This is a genomic window from Bacillus sp. FJAT-45066 (genome assembly GCF_002335755.1).
GTDB lineage: Bacteria > Bacillota > Bacilli > Bacillales > Bacillaceae_I > Bacillus_CD > Bacillus_CD alkalisoli.
On sequence record NZ_NISQ01000001.1, the window covers coordinates 1,328,035 to 1,345,998 of the forward strand.

General features: G+C 37.0%; 18 protein-coding genes. 15 read left to right on the forward strand and 3 right to left on the reverse strand.

The window, feature by feature from the left end; translation table 11 throughout:
• Positions 1–6: 6 nt before the first annotated feature.
• From dat to CDZ92_RS06770, 4 genes are all read left to right on the forward strand, one after another.
• Positions 7–849, forward strand: a complete 843-nt coding sequence (gene dat / locus CDZ92_RS06755; protein ID WP_096154485.1) for a D-amino-acid transaminase — start codon at positions 7–9, stop codon at positions 847–849.
• Between the two features lie 21 nt (positions 850–870).
• Positions 871–1,542 carry an SOS response-associated peptidase gene (locus CDZ92_RS06760; protein ID WP_096154486.1) on the forward strand — a complete coding sequence of 224 codons (672 nt, stop codon included), beginning with the start codon at positions 871–873 and terminating at the stop codon, positions 1,540–1,542.
• Positions 1,543–1,615: 73 nt separating this feature from the next.
• Complete coding sequence (locus CDZ92_RS06765) at positions 1,616–2,332, forward strand: DsbA family oxidoreductase (RefSeq protein ID WP_096154487.1); 717 nt, start codon at positions 1,616–1,618, stop codon at positions 2,330–2,332.
• A 162-nt stretch (positions 2,333–2,494) separates the two neighbouring features.
• Complete coding sequence (locus CDZ92_RS06770; RefSeq protein ID WP_096154488.1) at positions 2,495–2,941, forward strand: VOC family protein; 447 nt, start codon at positions 2,495–2,497, stop codon at positions 2,939–2,941.
• 101 nt (positions 2,942–3,042) lie between these two features.
• Here CDZ92_RS06770 and CDZ92_RS06775 read toward each other — a convergent pair whose 3' ends face one another.
• Positions 3,043–3,573 (reverse strand): YceI family protein, encoded by a 531-nt coding sequence (locus CDZ92_RS06775; RefSeq protein WP_096154489.1) that lies wholly within the window; start codon positions 3,571–3,573, stop codon positions 3,043–3,045.
• A 323-nt stretch (positions 3,574–3,896) separates the two neighbouring features.
• On the opposite strand from CDZ92_RS06775, the gene CDZ92_RS06780 reads away from it, so the two are divergent.
• From CDZ92_RS06780 to CDZ92_RS06805, 6 genes are all read left to right on the forward strand, one after another.
• On the forward strand, positions 3,897–4,787 hold the full coding sequence (locus CDZ92_RS06780; protein ID WP_157842725.1) for a diacylglycerol/lipid kinase family protein: 891 nt from the start codon (positions 3,897–3,899) through the stop codon (positions 4,785–4,787).
• Positions 4,788–5,053: 266 nt separating this feature from the next.
• Entirely contained in the window at positions 5,054–5,869 is an 816-nt protein-coding gene (gene speD, locus CDZ92_RS06785) for an adenosylmethionine decarboxylase (RefSeq protein WP_096154491.1), read from the forward strand.
• Between the two features lie 242 nt (positions 5,870–6,111).
• Complete coding sequence (locus CDZ92_RS06790) at positions 6,112–6,942, forward strand: electron transfer flavoprotein subunit beta/FixA family protein (RefSeq protein ID WP_096154492.1); 831 nt, start codon at positions 6,112–6,114, stop codon at positions 6,940–6,942.
• Positions 6,939–7,967 carry an electron transfer flavoprotein subunit alpha/FixB family protein gene (locus CDZ92_RS06795; RefSeq protein WP_096154493.1) on the forward strand — a complete coding sequence of 343 codons (1,029 nt, stop codon included), beginning with the start codon at positions 6,939–6,941 and terminating at the stop codon, positions 7,965–7,967. Before CDZ92_RS06790 ends, CDZ92_RS06795 begins: the two co-directional genes overlap by 4 nt.
• On the forward strand, positions 7,960–9,255 hold the full coding sequence (locus CDZ92_RS06800; RefSeq protein WP_096154494.1) for an FAD-dependent oxidoreductase: 1,296 nt from the start codon (positions 7,960–7,962) through the stop codon (positions 9,253–9,255). The genes CDZ92_RS06795 and CDZ92_RS06800 overlap by 8 nt, the downstream gene beginning before the upstream one ends.
• Entirely contained in the window at positions 9,237–9,551 is a 315-nt protein-coding gene (locus CDZ92_RS06805; RefSeq protein WP_096154495.1) for a ferredoxin family protein, read from the forward strand. Before CDZ92_RS06800 ends, CDZ92_RS06805 begins: the two co-directional genes overlap by 19 nt.
• 425 nt (positions 9,552–9,976) lie before the next feature.
• Here CDZ92_RS06805 and CDZ92_RS06810 read toward each other — a convergent pair whose 3' ends face one another.
• Positions 9,977–10,315 carry a hypothetical protein gene (locus CDZ92_RS06810; RefSeq protein ID WP_096154496.1) on the reverse strand — a complete coding sequence of 113 codons (339 nt, stop codon included), beginning with the start codon at positions 10,313–10,315 and terminating at the stop codon, positions 9,977–9,979.
• Positions 10,316–10,525: 210 nt separating this feature from the next.
• Between CDZ92_RS06810 and CDZ92_RS06815 the strand changes: the two genes are divergently transcribed.
• Entirely contained in the window at positions 10,526–11,479 is a 954-nt protein-coding gene (locus CDZ92_RS06815) for a DUF899 family protein (protein WP_255249794.1), read from the forward strand.
• Positions 11,480–11,512: 33 nt separating this feature from the next.
• Positions 11,513–12,175, forward strand: a complete 663-nt coding sequence (locus CDZ92_RS06820) for a GNAT family N-acetyltransferase (RefSeq protein WP_096154497.1) — start codon at positions 11,513–11,515, stop codon at positions 12,173–12,175.
• 52 nt (positions 12,176–12,227) lie between these two features.
• Here CDZ92_RS06820 and CDZ92_RS06825 read toward each other — a convergent pair whose 3' ends face one another.
• A complete protein-coding gene (locus CDZ92_RS06825) occupies positions 12,228–12,902 on the reverse strand; it encodes a hypothetical protein (protein ID WP_096154498.1) in 675 nt (224 codons plus the stop codon).
• A gap of 173 nt (positions 12,903–13,075) precedes the next feature.
• Here CDZ92_RS06825 and CDZ92_RS06830 point away from each other — a divergent pair, with 173 nt between their 5' ends.
• From CDZ92_RS06830 to CDZ92_RS06840, 3 genes are all read left to right on the forward strand, one after another.
• The gene (locus tag CDZ92_RS06830) at positions 13,076–13,984 is read left to right on the forward strand and encodes a CBASS cGAMP-activated phospholipase (RefSeq protein WP_096154499.1); all 909 of its coding nucleotides are present in this window, start codon (positions 13,076–13,078) and stop codon (positions 13,982–13,984) included.
• Positions 13,985–14,040: 56 nt separating this feature from the next.
• On the forward strand, positions 14,041–14,910 hold the full coding sequence (locus CDZ92_RS06835; RefSeq protein WP_096154500.1) for a polysaccharide deacetylase family protein: 870 nt from the start codon (positions 14,041–14,043) through the stop codon (positions 14,908–14,910).
• Between the two features lie 436 nt (positions 14,911–15,346).
• Positions 15,347–17,926 carry a helicase-related protein gene (locus CDZ92_RS06840; protein WP_096154501.1) on the forward strand — a complete coding sequence of 860 codons (2,580 nt, stop codon included), beginning with the start codon at positions 15,347–15,349 and terminating at the stop codon, positions 17,924–17,926.
• The last annotated feature ends 38 nt before the right edge of the window (positions 17,927–17,964 follow it).

Sequence of the window (17,964 nt, forward strand, 5' to 3'; positions counted from 1 at the left end):
TCCAACATGAAAGTATTAGTAAATGACAAAATCGTTCAACGCGATACAATAAAAATAGACATAGAAGACCGTGGCTATCAATTTGGTGACGGAGTATACGAAGTAATCAACCTGTATAATGGACAATTTTTCACACTAGAGGAACATTTAGAAAGACTTGAGCGAAGCGCAAACGAAATAGGAATGGCACTACCTTTTACATTGGAAGAGTTGAAAGAGAATTTATTACTTTTACAAAAAGAAAACAAGATGAAAAAGGGTTCCGTTTACCTACAAGTAACAAGAGGGGTCGCTCCAAGAACGCATCAATATGCTAAAAGCTTACATACCATGCTTGTAGCTTATCCACTACCATATAAAGAACTTACTTCGCTATATGAAAATGGAGCAACAGCGATAACAGGTGAGGACTTACGTTGGCTACGCTGTGATATTAAAAGTCTAAATCTACTCTATAACATTATGATGAAACAAAAAGCTTACGACCAAGGAGCTTTTGAAACCATTTTAATTCGAGATGGTGTAGTTACAGAAGGAACATCTTCTAATGTTTTTATGATTAAAGACAGTGTCATCTACACACATCCCGCGAACAATTTGATATTAAATGGAATAACTCGCATGGAACTTTTATCGTTATTTAAAGGGAAAAACTGGACATATAAAGAGAAAGCATTTACGAAAGACGATCTATTTCAAGCAGCTGAAATCTTCACAACTTCCACTACAACCGAAGTTGTACCAATCGTCTCAATAGATGGAAAAGTAGTAGGAGACGGTAAGCCAGGTAGATTTACGAAACAAATTCATCAATCATTTACTGAAGTTATTAAAGAAAAGTTAAACTAATTATTATTGAGGTGTCTTACAATGTGCGGTCGTTTTACAATGTTTGCTACTGCCGAAGAATTGATGGAAGCATTTCACATTACAAATAGCTTTTCAGTGGAAGAAAGGTACAACATTGCTCCATCACAAGAAATATTAGCTATTATTCAAGATGGTTCAGAAAGAAGAGCTGGTAAACTTCGTTGGGGTCTTATTCCACCATGGGCAAAAGAAGCTTCGATTGGAAACAAGATGATTAATGCACGTGGAGAAACATTGCATGAGAAACCATCCTTTAAAAAAGCATTTCAATCTAAACGTTGTATCATTCCTTGCACAGGGTTTTACGAGTGGAAGAAAACAGAGGATGGTAAGATACCTATGCTAATTCAAGTAAAAGAAGAAAAAGTATTTGGTTTAGCAGGATTATGGGAGAAATGGATTCATCCCAAAACGAACCAACCTGTCTTCAGCTGTACTGTTGTTACAACGGAACCAAATGAAATAATGGCTGATATCCACGACAGAATGCCCGTTATTTTACAAAAATCAGACGAAACCAACTGGTTAAACAACGAGGAAGATATCCATAACGTAAAAAGCTTAATAAAAGCATTCCCAGCAGAGCAAATGTACTTTTCAGAAGTATCGACGGCAGTCAATAGCCCAAAAACAGACGACCACACATGCATAAAATCTATTTCAGGTTCATAGTGAGCATATCATTATGTCTAATTTCCATGCGTATGATAATCTAATTTAAATGATGATGAATGAGGTGCTATTTATGAAAATAGAAGTTTGGTCCGACTACGCATGTCCATTTTGTTATATTGGAAAACGAAGACTCGAAGAAGCATTATCCAATTTTGAACAAAAATCAAAAGTAGAAGTTAGATATAAAAGCTTTGAGCTTGATCCCAATGCTCCAATAGAAACTAATCAATCCATATATGAAATCTTAGCAGGTAAATACGGTACAACATTAGAAAGAGCGAAACAAATGTCAGAAGGGGTAGTGGAGCAAGCAGAATCAGTTGGGTTACAATTTGATTTTGACTCCTTAATTCCTACCAATACATTCAATGCTCACCGATTAGCAAAGCTAGCCGAATCTAAAGGAAAAGATAAAGAACTCGTAGAAAAACTTTTAGAAGCTTACTTCGTTCAAGGTAAGCATATTGGTAAGGAAACAGAACTTGTTGAATTAGCAGAAAGTGTAGGTCTAGAGAAAAGAGAAGTACTTGAGCTATTAAGCTCATCAACGTTTGAAGAAGAAGTACGTAAAGATCAATTTGAAGCAAAAACAATAGGTGTACAAGGAGTTCCATTCTTTGTCATCAACAACAAATATGCCATATCTGGTGCACAGCCTACAGAAGTATTTTTAAATTCATTAAACAAAGTATGGGATGAAGAAAATGCTTCGCCAAAGTTAATGAACCTCTCGACAAACAATGTTGGCGTTTGTACGGATGACAGTTGTACAATTGAAGATAAGTAACAATACATTTAACCTTAAAAAACGGACTTGATAAAACTGTTAAAAGAAAATCTTTTAATACTTTAATAATGGGAAACTCTTATACAAAAACAGAGCCTAACTTTATTTTGATGCACATATATTTAGTGAGTATTACATTATTCATTGAATAGGAGCATTTATATGATTAATTCTATTTACGAAACACATTTAGAAGTTTTAAATATTAATGAAGCAATTCTTTTTTATGAAAAGCTAGGTTTAAAAGTAGCGCTAAAGCTAGAGGAACGTAAAGCCGCATTTCTCTACGTCGGGAAAGACAAACAAATGCTAGGACTTTGGGAAGTTCCCGCAGGAAAAAAGGTGAGCCAACGTCACTTTGCCTTCGGTGTCGAGCTAGACTTTTTAAAGCAAAGTCTACATTGGTTAAAAGACCGGAACATTGAACCAATACAAGCGTTTGGCAAAGAACCAACCGAACCAATTGTCCATACATGGATGGCAGCTGCGAGTGTGTATTTTGAGGATATAGACGGAAATGAATTGGAGTTTATTTCATTATTAGACGGTGAGCCAGAGAGTAAAACAAGAATTATTTATTTAAGTGAATGGATGCCATACTCTAAATAATTATGAAAAGGAGTCAACACATTTAACGTGTTAACTCCTTTTTTTATTTTTTATTACTAATTTAGTCACTATAGGCTAGCAGCTACTAGCTAACCAACTAATTACGCTTTTGCAGCTTGTAGTTGTAAGGATACTTTTACTTGATCGCCAACTAGTACTCCGCCTGTTTCTAGAGCCGCGTTCCAAACCAATCCGTAGTCGCTACGTTTGATTTTTCCATCTACACCAAATCCTGCTTTTTCGTTGCCCCATGGGTCAAGGCCAGATCCTTCGTATGTTACTTGGAACGTTTCTTGCTTTGTAACACCGCGAAGTGTTAAGTTTCCAGTTACATCGTATTCGTTGTCATCTGTTTTTTCGATAGATGTTGCAACAAATGTCATGTTTGAATGATTTTCAGCATCAAAGAAGTCAGCAGAGCGAAGGTGGTTATCACGATCTTCACTGCGAGTGCTTACGCTTGCTAAGTCAACTGTAAATTCAATTTCAGCCGTTGTTAAGTCTGTTGGATCAGCTACGATTGTAGCGTCAAATTTTTCAAATCCACCTTTAACTGTTGCGAACATCATATGTTTTACGGAAAAGTCTACACCACTGTGAGATGCGTCTAAAGCCCAATTTGTTTTTGCCATTAAAATCTCCTCCTAATATATCTTTTAATACAATATCTCAAATTAAAGATAATTAACTTCAAAGTAATTATATTGAATTCAAGATAAAATGTCAATCATAAATGTCCATTATTTTAATAAGGTTTTTTCAAATAAATTTTTTTTTATTACAAATTTAAAACCAAGAGTGGATTGTTATTTGATTGCTAAATATCTAAAACAAAAAAATATACGGCAAGAGCATTATCAAAAGATGTTGACAACATTTAATTGAAGGATTTTTATTGAAAAATGGCGAATTATGTAGAGTGAAAATGTAAGCTATAGACTTGGGGGAAGCAACATTGTATCAATTCATCGTGAATCCTGTTGCTGGGAATGGCAAAGGAAAAGTAGTCTGGGAAAAAACGAAAAAAATTTTACATAATAAAAATAAAGAATACAAAGTATCTTTTACTAAGCAAGAAAATAACATGGAAGACATTTTTTCCACTTTTGAGAAAGACAATGAAATTAAAACCATTATTATTATCGGTGGCGATGGAACACTTCATTTAGCAATCAATCATGGGTTATTAGAAATTGGTATACCAATAGGAGTCATACCCGCTGGATCTGGTAATGATTTTGCTAGAACGATGAAGATACCTACAAAATACGAAGAGGCGTTAGAGCGCATTTTTAAAAATAAAGCTACAAGCATTGATATTTTATCTATTGGAGATAGATCGTGTATGAATGCAGTTGGAATTGGCTTTGATGCGGAAGTAGCAGAGAAAACGAATCGCTCTAAAATGAAGAGACTTTTAAATATAGTAAAGTTAGGTCACTTATCGTATATACTCGTTGCGTTAAGAATGTTTTTCTCCTACACTCCATCGCATGTAACCGTAACATTAGATAATAAAAGAAAAGTAATTGAGAATGTCTGGCTAGTTGCGGTAGCCAATTCACCGTATTACGGTGGTGGTTTAAAAATATGCCCTGCAGCGAAAAATGATGATGGGAAACTAAATATTTGTTTAGTATCAGGCAAATCAAGACTCGAACTAATTCCGCTATTTTATAAAGTGTTCAAAGGGGCTCATAGTAACCATCCTAACGTTACTATGTTAAAAGGAAAAAAGGTGCAGATTGAGTGTGGAAAACCATTGAACATGCAAGGTGATGGCGAAAGCCTTGGCACGACCCCAACAGAAATCACGATAATTCCTCGTGCACTAAACATATTATAAGCAAAAATGAAACAACTTACGCTTTTATTTGTTATTATTTAACTGAGTTCCGTTTATTGAAAAACGCATACTAGTATCATTATTGTTGTATGAGAAATGTATACATATTGGAGTTCCCAAATGTAGAAACGATAACCAACTGTTTTTCAGATAGTAGTAATACATTATGATACGCACTCTGTTGTTTTTTTCTTAGTCAAACAGGGTATGATAAAAATATTTACTACTACTTTGTCAAAGAATTACTTTAGTAAAGGGGATTTGTTATGAAGCTTTCACATGAAGAACGTATTCAGTTACATGAGTTTAATAATTTAACGAAGTCGTTAAGTTTTAATATGTACGATATTTGTTATACAAGAACGAGAGAAGAACGTGAAAAATATATTAAATACATCGATGAGCAGTATAATGCAGATCGTTTGACGAAAATTTTAACGAATGTTTCGGACATCATTGGTGCCCACGTATTAAACGTGGCGAAGCAAGATTATGATCCACAAGGAGCAAGTGTTACGGTGCTTGTATCAGAAGGGCCAGTGGAAGTACCAACAAAAGAAAATTTCGACGAATCACCTGGACCACTACCTGATCATGTTGTCATGCATTTAGATAAAAGTCATATTACGGTGCATACATATCCTGAATATCACCCTGATGAAGGAATTAGTACGTTCCGTGCCGATATCGATGTATCTACCTGTGGGGAGATTTCTCCGTTAAAAGCATTAAACTATCTTATTCATTCATTTGACACTGATATTATGACGATGGACTACCGTGTTCGTGGTTTTACACGTGATATTACTGGTCATAAATTGTTCATTGACCATGAGATTAACTCGATTCAAAACTACATTCCAGATGAAGTGAAAAAGCAATTTGATATGATCGATGTAAACATTTATCAAGAAAACATATTCCATACAAAGTGTAAGCTGAAAAATTTCGATTTAAACAATTACTTATTCGGTTTTACGAAAGATTCCCTAACTGAAGAAGAAAGTGAAGAAATCACCAAAAGGCTAACTTTAGAAATGGATGAAATCTTCTACGGAAAAAATATAAACGGATTTATGTAATTAAAGGACCCAAAAAGGTACGAGACCTTCTAATGAAGAACTCGTACCTTTTTTATTTTTTTACTATTATGTGTCACAAAAACCAAACGAATTTCACTAGAATTATAGGAATCCTGCATGATATTCAAGTTGTCCTAATATATTACTAGTAGCGTATAAAAATATTACAACAATGTTAAAAGTGCCAGGCACTTTTAACACGTTTGTAACAATTATATCGGCGTAGTGAGGGAGGGATTAGGATGCTTCATATTGTTGCTTGTATTAAGCAAGTACCTGATACGAAGATTATTAAGATGAATCCGAAGACAAATACGATGGACAGAGCAAGTGCTCCGGCTATATTAAATCCGTATGACGCACATGCAGTGGAAGAAGCAGTTCGATTAAAACAAAAGTACGGTGGCACCGTTTCTGTTTTAACAATGGGACCTCCACCTGCTGTAAAAGCGATCAGAAAGTGTATCGAAATAGGCGCCGATGAAGGCTACATGATTTCCGACCGTGCCTTTGCAGGAGCTGACACATTAGCTACAAGTTACGCTTTAACAAAAGCATTAGAGAAGATAGCTGAAATTAAACCGATTGATTTAGTTATTTGTGGAAAGATGACCATTGACGGGGATACTGGCCAAGTTGGTCCTGGAATTGCAAGACGACTCGATATTCCACCTCTGACAAATGTTAATAAAGTGGTGGAAGTAAATAAAGAAGAAAAGTATATGGTTGTACACCGAAAGTTAGAAGATGGCTATGAAGAAGTTCAAACACAAATACCTTGCTTACTTTCCGTAGAAAAAGAGATTAACGAAGTTCCATACTCCTCTTTTCCGAACATGTTAAAAGCAGCTCGCTATGAACCGCACATTTGGGCAGTTACAGACTTAGAAGGAGTAGATCGAAAGCAGCTTGGACTAAAAGGTTCTCCGACAATCGTTTCTCGTGTATGGGCACCACCAAAACCAGAAGGCGGCAAAATATTAGAAGGTTCCGCTCAAGAACAAGTAAAAGAACTACTAACAGTAGTATTAGAACGGAAAGAACTGTTTGCAGGAAAGAGGGGTAAAGGATGAGCTTTGAAGAGTACAGTGGTGTATGGGTTTTTATCGAAGTAAAAGACGGGGAAGTGGCTCCCGTTTCACTTGAACTTCTTGGAGCAGGTAAAAAGTTAGCAGACAAACGCGGTTGCGAGCTAGCAGGTGTAATGATTGGCTATGAGGTTACTAATCACGCTAAGACAGTATACGAGTATGGCGCAGACACGGTTTATGTATATGATCAGCCAATTTTCGAAAATTATCGAACTGAGTCGTACATGAAAGCATTACTACACTGTAGTGAGAAGCATAAACCAGAAATTATTTTGTACGGAGCAACTACTACCGGAAAAGACTTAGCAAGTGCTGTTGCGACAGATTTACCCACTGGTTTAACGGCAGATACGACGGAACTCGATGTCGAAGAAGATACTGGCTTGTTACTAGCTAGTCGCCCAGCTTTCGGAGGAAACATAATGGCGACGATTCTTTGTAAAAAATATCGACCGCAAATGGCGACCGTTCGACCAAAAGTGATGAAGGCTCTCCCTCGTGAGGAAGGGCGAAAGGGTAATTTAATAGAAGAAAAGATCGATCTCAAAGAAGAAGATATTCGTACGAAAGTATTAAAGATTGTGAGAGAAACAATGAAAAAAGCGCGCATTGATGAAGCGGATATCGTTGTTGCTGGTGGAAAAGGTCTAGGCTCTGAATCGGGTTTCCAACTTGTTCACCAACTAGCAAATGTGTTAGGTGGGGCGGTTGGCGCAAGCCGTGATGTTGTAGAAGCAGGGTGGATTGAACATCATCATCAGGTAGGGCAAACTGGGTTGACTGTGACGCCAAAGATTTATTTTGCTATTGGCATTTCAGGTGCGATTCAACACGTTGTCGGAATGCGAAACTCTAGTTTAATTATTGCGATAAATAAAGATCCAGAAGCTGCTATTTTTGAGTCATGCCATTACGGAATTATTGGCGATGCGTTTGATATTTTACCAATACTGATCGAAGAGTTCGAAAAAGCACTTGTCGATGAAGGAGTGGAAGTAGATGCCTGAAAAATTTGATTGTATCGTCGTAGGGGCTGGGCCAGCTGGAATTTCTTGTGCATTTGAATTAGCAAAAGGCGGCGCAAAAGTACTCCTGTTAGAGCGGGGAGAATATCCTGGAAGCAAAAATGTAATGGGTGGCGTTTTGTACAGAAAAATGATGGAAGACATTATACCTGATTTTCATAAAGAGGCACCTCTCGAGCGACCAGTTGTAGAACAGCGCTTTATGATGATGGATAAAGAATCTGCTGTAACGGTTGGATATAAAGGTATGGAGTGGGCACAGGAGCCTTACAACAACTTCACTGTTTTGCGAGCAAAGTTTGACCAATGGTTTGCTAGTAAAGCGGTGGAACAAGGAGCTTTGCTTGTTAATGAAACGGTCGTTTTAGAATGTATTGTAGAAGATGGGAAAGTGGTAGGTGTAAAGACAGACCGACCGGACGGCGATATATATGCGGATGTTGTCGTGTTGGCAGATGGGGTAAACTCATTGCTTGCTAAATCACTAGGTTTCCATAAAGAATACCGTCCGGATGAAGTAGCACTAGCGACAATGGAAGTCATTAAGTTAGATAGTAAAACAGTAGAAGAGCGCTTTAATTTAGAAAAAAATCAAGGATGTACGATTGAACTGTTCGGCGATGCGACAAAAGGAATATTAGGCACAGGTTTTATCTATACAAATAAAGATTCCATTAGTATTGGAGTTGGGACGTTATTATCTGGATTAATCGAACATAAGATTAAACCATACGAGTTATTAGAGTATGTAAAACAACACCCGATGATTCGACCTTACATTCAAGGTGGCGAGCCACAAGAGTATTTGGCTCACTTGATCCCAGAAGGTGGGTACAAATCAATGGGGAAAGTGGTGGGGAACGGTGTTATCGTAGTGGGTGATGCCGCTCAACTAGTGAATGCGATACACCGTGAAGGTTCTAACCTTGCGATGACTTCCGGTAGAATGGCAGCTGAAACAGTATTAAAAGCGATGGAAGTAGGAGACTTTTCCGAAAGAACGCTTGATCATTACCGCGTAACGCTTATGGATAGTTTTGTAGGTCAGGATATGAAAAAGTATAAAGATGCTACACACCATTTCAATAAGTTTCCTCAATATTTCGACCAGTATATTCCGATGATGAACCGTGCTGCTAGTCAAATGTTTACCGTTGATGGCTCCAGTAAGTGGGAGAAGCAAAAGAAGATTTGGAAAGATATTGGAAGTGCAAAACAGAAAATGAAACTAGCTCGGGATATGTATCGAGCATGGAAGGTAGTGAAGTAATGAGTGAACAAAAAAAAGGGATGACAATCGAAGAAAAACAGTATCTTGTTCGTTTCAATGCTGACACTAAATCGCATCTTACCGTGATGGATGAAGACATTTGCTTGACTAAATGCCCAGACAAAATTTGTACGATCTTCTGCCCAGCAGAAATCTACAAATGGGAAGATATCCGAATGCATGTTGGTTACGAAGGTTGCCACGAGTGCGGTAGTTGTCGTATCGGCTGCCCGCATCAAAACATTAAATGGGAATACCCAAAAGGCGGACACGGCATCGTATTCCGCTTAGCATAAAAACAAAAGCGCAGGGCGCTCGTTTAGCGGCGTACAAACTGGACCTTGTCCGGTAGGAGATAAAGGAAACACGAAGAGCGACGCAAGGAGCGATTCGATGTTGACTTATCGCACGGACGGGCTGGGAAGTTTGTACGCCGCTAGCGCCCGGAGCTAGACGTAGACCAAACACCTTTTATGGTTATGGTTATCCAAAAGGTTTGAACGTTTATAATTTCCTAGGAGACAAAAAAAGCGAGGGCTATCAAAACTTGATATCCCTCACTTTTATTTTAATATTATTACAAGTGCCTGGCACCTGTTACATATTTGTCATAATAAGGGAAGGGGTTTGTGTGGTTTTTCACAAAGATAGACAAAGAAGAAGACGATACACTTCTTCTATTCGAGCGATAGGAAAAACATCTGGTAAACAAGTAAACTACTTAACCAGCAATTGTAAATAGCTCTCCATTGTTTGCTATTGTTTCCACTTCACAAATGAAATCGATCGCTTCATCAATATGTGTAAAGAAATTAGATACGTAAAATGGATATTTGTAGTTAAATGTTCCACCTAATTCAGCAGGGTAAACAACCACTTGCCAATGGTAGTAATTTTCCCCTTTAGCCATTTCGTTCCCTTCTAACGCAATTAACCAGTGACTACATTTCTCCACAGTTTCATCATCCGATAGTTTCTCAAAGAATAGCAATAAATCATTTTCTTTAATCGGAACGAGTGACTTTGGATAGAACTCACCAAAATTTAATTGATCTTTCATCTCCCACACCCCTTTACATCATTATTCTTTGCAAAAACTTCCCATTAGTATGAGTGCTTTTCTTATTAGTAGTATATGAATTTACATACGAAAGTATTTTATATTTTTGGAAAATTCTAAATTTGTACATAATTACTAGGTAAAAGATAGAGCCTCACGTGGATTGAGTTAGAGAAAAAAACTCACCCTTAAAAAGGAAATACAGCAAAAATGTCGAAACATTTACAAACAGAAAGCAAAAAAAGAGGTGTTTACATGGACCATTTATCCATTGACGAACAAATTGAACAGTTACAACTCGATATTATAGATAAGAAGCAGCAACTAGCAGCTCTAAGAAAACAACAAATTCCTACACTAGTAAAGAACTATCAATTTATTGGTAGCCACGAGCATAAAGTGAGTCTTTCTCAATTATTTCAAGATAAAAATGAACTTTTCGTCGTTCATAATATGGGCAAAAGCTGTCCTTACTGCACGATGTGGGCGGATGGCTTCAACAGCGTTTATCCTCATATTATCGAAAAGGCTGCTTTTGTTCTATCAAGTCCAGACAGCCCGTTTGTTCAAGAAGATTTTTCGTCAGAAAGAGGTTGGCAATTCCCAATCATCTCCACAAAAGGTACTACTTTTAAAGAAGATATGGGATTTGAAAAAGACAACCATTACTATCCAGGAGTTTCTGTTTTCACTAAAGATGAGCAAGGAAACATATATCAACATACGAAAGCACCGTTCGGCCCTGGAGATGATTTTTGCGTTGTTTGGTCTTTGTTTGACCTACTTCCATCTGGGTATGAAACTTATAAGCCACTAAAAAAATTAAATCCCGCTTCACCATTTCAGTTAACGAATAATGTCGCAGTTCAAGTGGACCATTATGATGATGCCATTAACTTTTACAAAAATACAATCGGAATGACACTAGAAAACAGCGGAAGTAACGAATCGAAGTTATCCATTAGCGGAACAAACTTTTTTATTGAAAAACAGACGGACCCCTCTTCCAAACACGTATTCTTTGAATTTGCTGTTGCAAACTTTGATGAAGTGAAGGATGAGTTATTGTTCCACGGATGCAAAATTACAAAAGAATATAATGAAACAAGTGTCATGATAAAAGATCCTTACGGCTTAAACTTTCACTTATACGAAAGTAAATAGGCGTCCTCAAATAGAAAGGAGTTACTTACAAAATTGTATAGAAAAGAACTTTACGTTTTCGATAATGATTTACCCAAAAAATCTGTCATCCGCTCTTACACGGAAAAAGACTTTGACAATTTAATTAAAATTCAACAAGAAAGCTTTCCACCACCATTTCCGTCCGAACTTTGGTGGAATAAAGAACAGTTACAAAATCATATTTCCTTATTTCCACACGGTGCTCTATGTATAGAAGTAGAAGGGAGACTTGCAGGTTCCATTACTGGCCTACTTGTTAACTTTGATCCAGATCATGCCGAACATACGTGGGAAGAAATAACCGATAATGGGTACATACGCAATCACAATCCGAACGGAAACACTCTTTACATCGTAGACATTTGTGTAAGTCCTAGCTACCGTAAACTAGGCCTTGGCAAATGGCTTATGAACTCGATGTACGAAGTCGTTATTCAACTACAATTAGATCGCCTTCTAGGCGGTGGCAGGATGCCTGGGTACCGTAAAGTCGCAAGTACTATAACAGCGGAACAATATATTGAAAAAGTAGTAGGTGGCGAAATAAAGGACCCCGTCATTACCTTTTTACTTCGTTGTGGAAGAACACCTTTGAAAGTGGTGGAGAATTACTTAGAAGATGAAGAGTCACATAACTACGGAACATTAATGCAATGGAAAAATCCGTTCAAATAAATAACGACACAAAAAGAGGTGCCATTACGCGCCTCTTTTACATGAATTAACTTTATTTTCTTAGAAAAAATGCTCTTAACAACGTTTTTAAGATAGACTCTGATTCTTTATGGGTGCTAACCTTATCTAAAAAGGGAAAGTCATTTGGAGTTACTGATAACTTAGCAAGTGGCTTAACACTTTGTTCACATACCCATTCATCCGCAATTCCACCTCGACCAAAAGATTCCTTAGGAAGAATATAGATAGTGCCATTTGTCCAAATATCCTCAACATCTTCATGATTAATTGAAAAGTAATAATATCGCTTTATTCCTTTTCTTGTCGGAACAGTTGTACAAAGATTTCTTAACGAGCCATTATATTCTCTTCGGTTTTTCACTGCAAAAAATAACGACCATACGCTATCACTTGCTGCAAACACAGCTTTAATGGGCTTACCGTTAAAAAGTGTACTTTCTTTCGGTTCGAAAGTACTAATCATGGAGCTATTAGAACCATGAACTAATACGTCTTTGTTTTCGATTAGGTAAAATAAAAACTGATATAGCGGATAATCACTATTGTAAGAAATAAAGTTCCTATTTGCTGTAAGTGAAAATTTGTTATATATTTCATCAAACTCATTAACTGCTTCTTCAGATAAGTTTAACTCGTCTATTTTTAATAAATGAAGTTTATCTAAAATAAACTGTTTAGCGTAATTTTTCATACGATTTGCTCTCATACTGCCTCCAAAAGAATGATTAATTATTTATTAATGTAATATTCTTTTTCCATACGTAACATTCCTGTATGTTCTCATGTTGAAAACAAAATCACTACTATTACGTGCCTTTTTTAATATTTACCAACTTCTCAGGGGAATCTATTAAAAAACGTTGTTAGGTGAGTTGTACGATGAAAATTCTTTGTATTGACGGTGGTGGCATACGAGGTGTATTTGCGATTGCCATTTTACAAGCAATAGAGAAAGAGCTAGGTCAACCAATAGAGGAGAAATTTGACGTCATTGCTGGAACATCTACTGGTTCCATAATCGCTACTTCTGCATGTTTACAAATAGAAATGGCGCATTTGTTACATAGCTATAAAAAATACGGAAAGAAGATCTTCCAACGTCAAGCAAAAGTTGGACTGTTTAAAAGTGTGTATAGTGATAAATATTTACGTAAGCTGTTACGAAAGTCATTTCATGACATTAAGTTAAAAGAAGTTAAAAAGCCGTTACTTATCCCAACCGTCGATTTAACGCATGGTAAACCTTTTGTACATCGATCCAACTACGGCCATCCAGACAGTGATGATCTCTCTATTCTTGTATGGGATGCGGTATTATCTTCCTGTTCAGCACCAGTTTACTTCCCTCCAAACAACATCCGAAACGATTATTTAACGATAGACGGTGGGCTTTGGGCGAATAACCCTTCACTTGTTTGTTTGACAGAAGGGCTTCAATTTTTCAGAAAAAATATACAAGATATTAAAATACTATCTATCGGAACTGGCCAACAAAAGATAGATTTTACTATTGATCATGATAAATATTGGGGAGTGAAAAAATGGTTACCGTTTCACCTTCCATCTTTAAAAGTAAAGCCAAAACTACTTGATTTAGCCTTACAACTTTCATCTGAGTCGGTCACGTTTCAATGTCAAACTCTCCTTGGGGAAAATTATTTAAGACTAAACGAAGAGCTTGGAAGAGAAATTCCATTTGATGACTTAACTTGTATCGAAGAACTGATTCAATTAGGAAAAGCACTTTATGAAAAAGAGAAAACTAAGATCTTAAACTTCATAGAATAATTATCCATTTTTAAAAGAAAATAACCATATAAATCTATTTGGATAAGGAGTTTAAGATGAAAAAAACAGTCGTAATTTTCTCTATCGCAGCTTTATTTATTATTGCTTTACAAGGGGCAATTAGTCCCGATGTAAGTGCCCATAGCCATGAAGATGGTACAATAGCCGTTTGGTGGAACAAAAATAAAAACAACCAACGCCAAGTTCCTGCAGACTTCCCGCAGCCAGAAGGTGGACCGGAAGAAGTAGAACGCGTGCGAACACCTGTTTCTAACATCGTATTACAGCAACGTTATCCAGAAACAGTTGTATTACGTGGTCCATTTACAGAAAATAGACTTTCCTTAACATTTGATGATGGTCCAGATCCTCGTTTTACACCATTAGTTTTAGACGTACTAAAAGAGTATGATGTAAAAGCAACATTTTTCTTAATGGGTTCACGTGCAGATGCGTATCCAGAGCTAACGAAAAGAATTATTGAAGAAGGACATATTATAGGTAATCATTCGTATTGGCACCCAAACTTCGTCAAACAAGAGGATATCGCAACGTTAGAAAGAGAAATTAATCAAACAGAAGAAAAGCTTAGTGAAATCATCGGATATCGCACGAGACTATTCCGTGCTCCATACGGATTTTTATACAATGAGTTAGTAGAAAAACTAGCAGAAATGGATTATACCGTTGTTGGTTGGAACGTAGATTCACTTGACTGGAAACAGATGCCACCAGAAGATACAGCATACAACATATTAAGCAACATTGAACCTGGCTCCATTATTTTAATGCACGACGGCGGCGACTGGGAATCCGACTTAACTGGCACAGTAGAAGCACTACGAACAATCATCCCGACACTAAAAGACCAAGGATTCGAGTTCACAACTGTCCCAGACCTACTAAACATCCCGTATCAAAGATAGAGAAAGAAATTACTTTAAATATGGTTTCTTTGTAGAAGTTTAAAGCCTAGAGTTGATTGGAGCGGAAGGCACTTGACTCCTGCGGGACATAGAGAGAAGTGCGAGACCCCACAGGCAAAAACGAGGAGGCACGCATCCCTCCCCGCGGAAATTAACGGACTAAATATTAATCAAATAATTTATTTTAAAGCTTATAAATAATGGGAAACCATATTTATCGGCTTTTTTTCGTTTTATTGGTAAAATTAAAGAGAAGTGAGAAGTTTCAAATGTACAATTACTATACGAAAAACGTATGATAGAAATAATCACTTTAACAAGAAGTCTTTATAAAATGAACAGCATAAACTAACTAAGGACTAAAAAATTCGTTTTTCACTAAACGAACCGTTTTTCTAAGCTTTATTCAAGTATACAAATACAGTAGGTGAAAAAAATGACTCAATTAGAACTTATCCATGAAAACGCAGTCGAACATACAAAAATGAAAATAGAAGAAGACATTGCATCCTATCTAGAAACGAAGGAACAACTCCCGTCTTTTGAACAATACATTCTAGACAGGGGCCACTACTTACAACAAATCTGGATTAATGTCTGGCTAAACAAAGTAACAAACGATGTAGCAAGAAAAAACAAAAAAATCTTTTTAGCTGAACTCGGATTAGAAGTCGAAGGAGTCGACCGAAAAATAATAAACAACGTGTTCCGAAATGAAATGCGCGACTATCATCCATTTGCTGTCATCCCATGGCTTAACGAAAAATACGCTTCTAATGAAGACGATTGGAAGCAAAAGCATGTACAGGCAAGAGAAGACTATATCGCAAAAGAACACGAAAGAAAACGACAAGAACTTCGTGAGAATTATCAAAAAGAAATAGATAAACTAGTACATTCTATTTTAGAAAGAGACAAGCAAATTTTATTTCTGTACACCCGTCATTTCGTTGCCAAACAACTAGTACAAGATTTTAAACAAAATATTAAATACGAAGCGGTAGATACATACCGACTAGAAGAAATCCTTATTGAAGCAGGAATTTTTGAGGAAAAAGACTATGTGTCTTTATCCGATTTTTTTGAAGAGCTGACAGGATCTGTACATCAAACGTTTCATCGTGGTCAACAAGTGTTTGAGTATGAAACCTATTTTTACGATTACGAACGAAAAGTGACGGACTATTTATTTTCCTTCATTGCTTCCTATTTATTAAAACAAATCCCAGAAGAAACGTTGCAACAATTTGAAAAGGCCTGTGAAGAACCTCTTACCGAAAGAGAGCTTCGAAAAGGAACTGCCAATATTATTTATGTTTTAGTACATGATTATTTAGAAAAATTGAATGACGAATTCATTTCTGATTTAGTAGCGCTTGCAGACGTGCCATTTGATATCCAAAAACATGAAGCAATCTACGAGACCGACGCAAGAGAACGAGAGCGTAAAATCGCAGAAGCACTCGCAGAAATAAAGCGAAAACAAGAAGAAGAAGCACGTATGTTAGAAGATATTTTCGGTAGAGAATATCAGCCAAAAGTAGGACGAACACTAAAATATGTTCTGCATATCGGTGAAACTAACACAGGTAAGACTTATCAAGCCTTACAACGAATGCAGCAAGCCGAGAGCGGCATCTACTTAGCGCCACTACGTTTACTTGCTCTTGAGGTATACGACACGTTAAACTTCGAAGGAATACCATGTTCCTTAAAGACTGGTGAGGAAGAGAAGATGATGCCTGGTGCACGTCACGTTTCTTGTACAGTCGAAATGTTCCATGAAAAAGATTTTTATGACGTTGTTGTCATTGACGAAGCACAAATGCTTGCAGATCAAGATAGAGGCTTCTCCTGGTATAAAGCTATTACAAAAGCTAATGCAAACGAAGTTCATATTATCGGTAGCTATAACATTAAAAAGATGATCTTACAGCTTTTAGGAAACTCGAACGTGGAACTACACGAATATGATCGTGACATTCCGCTTCAAGTAGAAGCTAAACCGTTCCAGCTTTCTCATACGAAAAAAGGAGATGCTATCGTTTGTTTCTCAAGAAGAAGAGTGTTGGAAACTGCTTCTACATTACAAAATAACGGTTTTGCCGTTAGTATGATCTATGGCAGCATGCCTCCAGAAACGCGTAAAAAGCAGATGCAGCAATTCATCGAAGGAAAGACGCAAGTAATCGTCTCTACCGATGCAATCGGAATGGGCTTAAATCTACCAATTAGGCGCATCGTTTTTTTAGAAAATGAGAAATTCGATGGAACAAAGCGAAGAACACTTACTTCACAAGAAGTAAAACAAATTGCCGGACGAGCAGGAAGAAAAGGAATTTACAACATCGGGAAAGTGGCGTTCACTGACAACATTCACCGAATGGCCGCTTTGCTTGAAAAAGAGGACAAACACGTTCAGTCTTTTGCTATTGCTCCAACTAGTTCAATCTTAGAGAGGTTCCAAAAATACTCGCATCAGCTAGGAGACTTTTTTGAGCTATGGGAAAAGTTCGATAGCCCTGAAGGAACCGAAAAAGCAAGCCTGGGAGAAGAGCAATACTTGTATGAAATTATTCGTGACACAGCCATTGAAGCGAGGCTATCCATCCAAGACTTGTACGGCTTTTTACATTTACCTTTCTCCACAAAAGAGCCTGTACTCGTCAATCAGTGGCGCGACACGCTGTATGCCGTTGTAGAAGGTAGAGAGCTACCAGAACCATTTATGAAAAAAGACAGCTTAGAAGAAACCGAACTATCATATAAAGCAATCGGATTACACCTATTATTCCTGTATCGATTAGACAGACGAACAGAAGCATTGTATTGGGAACGCATTCGAGAAACGTTTAGCGATGAAGTTCATGAACGCTTACAAACAGACATTAAAGTAATGAGAAAAACGTGTAAAAAGTGCGGAAAAACACTAGATGCTAAATACAAATACGAAGTGTGCGACGGCTGTCACTACTCACGCATTCGAAAAAAACATAAAAATTATTATCACAAATGAGTACGTTTCAAAATGTATGAATACTATACGAAAAACGA

Coding starts and splice junctions, on each gene's coding strand:
- dat (WP_096154485.1), top strand. CDS start 7: ATGAAAGTATTAGTAAATGACAAAATCGTTCAACGCGATACAATAAAA.
- CDZ92_RS06760 (WP_096154486.1), top strand. CDS start 871: ATGTGCGGTCGTTTTACAATGTTTGCTACTGCCGAAGAATTGATGGAA.
- CDZ92_RS06765 (WP_096154487.1), top strand. CDS start 1,616: ATGAAAATAGAAGTTTGGTCCGACTACGCATGTCCATTTTGTTATATT.
- CDZ92_RS06770 (WP_096154488.1), top strand. CDS start 2,495: ATGATTAATTCTATTTACGAAACACATTTAGAAGTTTTAAATATTAAT.
- CDZ92_RS06775 (WP_096154489.1), bottom strand. CDS start 3,573: ATGGCAAAAACAAATTGGGCTTTAGACGCATCTCACAGTGGTGTAGAC.
- speD (WP_096154491.1), top strand. CDS start 5,054: ATGAAGCTTTCACATGAAGAACGTATTCAGTTACATGAGTTTAATAAT.
- CDZ92_RS06790 (WP_096154492.1), top strand. CDS start 6,112: ATGCTTCATATTGTTGCTTGTATTAAGCAAGTACCTGATACGAAGATT.
- CDZ92_RS06795 (WP_096154493.1), top strand. CDS start 6,939: ATGAGCTTTGAAGAGTACAGTGGTGTATGGGTTTTTATCGAAGTAAAA.
- CDZ92_RS06800 (WP_096154494.1), top strand. CDS start 7,960: ATGCCTGAAAAATTTGATTGTATCGTCGTAGGGGCTGGGCCAGCTGGA.
- CDZ92_RS06805 (WP_096154495.1), top strand. CDS start 9,237: ATGGAAGGTAGTGAAGTAATGAGTGAACAAAAAAAAGGGATGACAATC.
- CDZ92_RS06810 (WP_096154496.1), bottom strand. CDS start 10,315: ATGAAAGATCAATTAAATTTTGGTGAGTTCTATCCAAAGTCACTCGTT.
- CDZ92_RS06815 (WP_255249794.1), top strand. CDS start 10,526: ATGTCGAAACATTTACAAACAGAAAGCAAAAAAAGAGGTGTTTACATG.
- CDZ92_RS06825 (WP_096154498.1), bottom strand. CDS start 12,902: ATGAGAGCAAATCGTATGAAAAATTACGCTAAACAGTTTATTTTAGAT.
- CDZ92_RS06830 (WP_096154499.1), top strand. CDS start 13,076: ATGAAAATTCTTTGTATTGACGGTGGTGGCATACGAGGTGTATTTGCG.
- CDZ92_RS06835 (WP_096154500.1), top strand. CDS start 14,041: ATGAAAAAAACAGTCGTAATTTTCTCTATCGCAGCTTTATTTATTATT.
- CDZ92_RS06840 (WP_096154501.1), top strand. CDS start 15,347: ATGACTCAATTAGAACTTATCCATGAAAACGCAGTCGAACATACAAAA.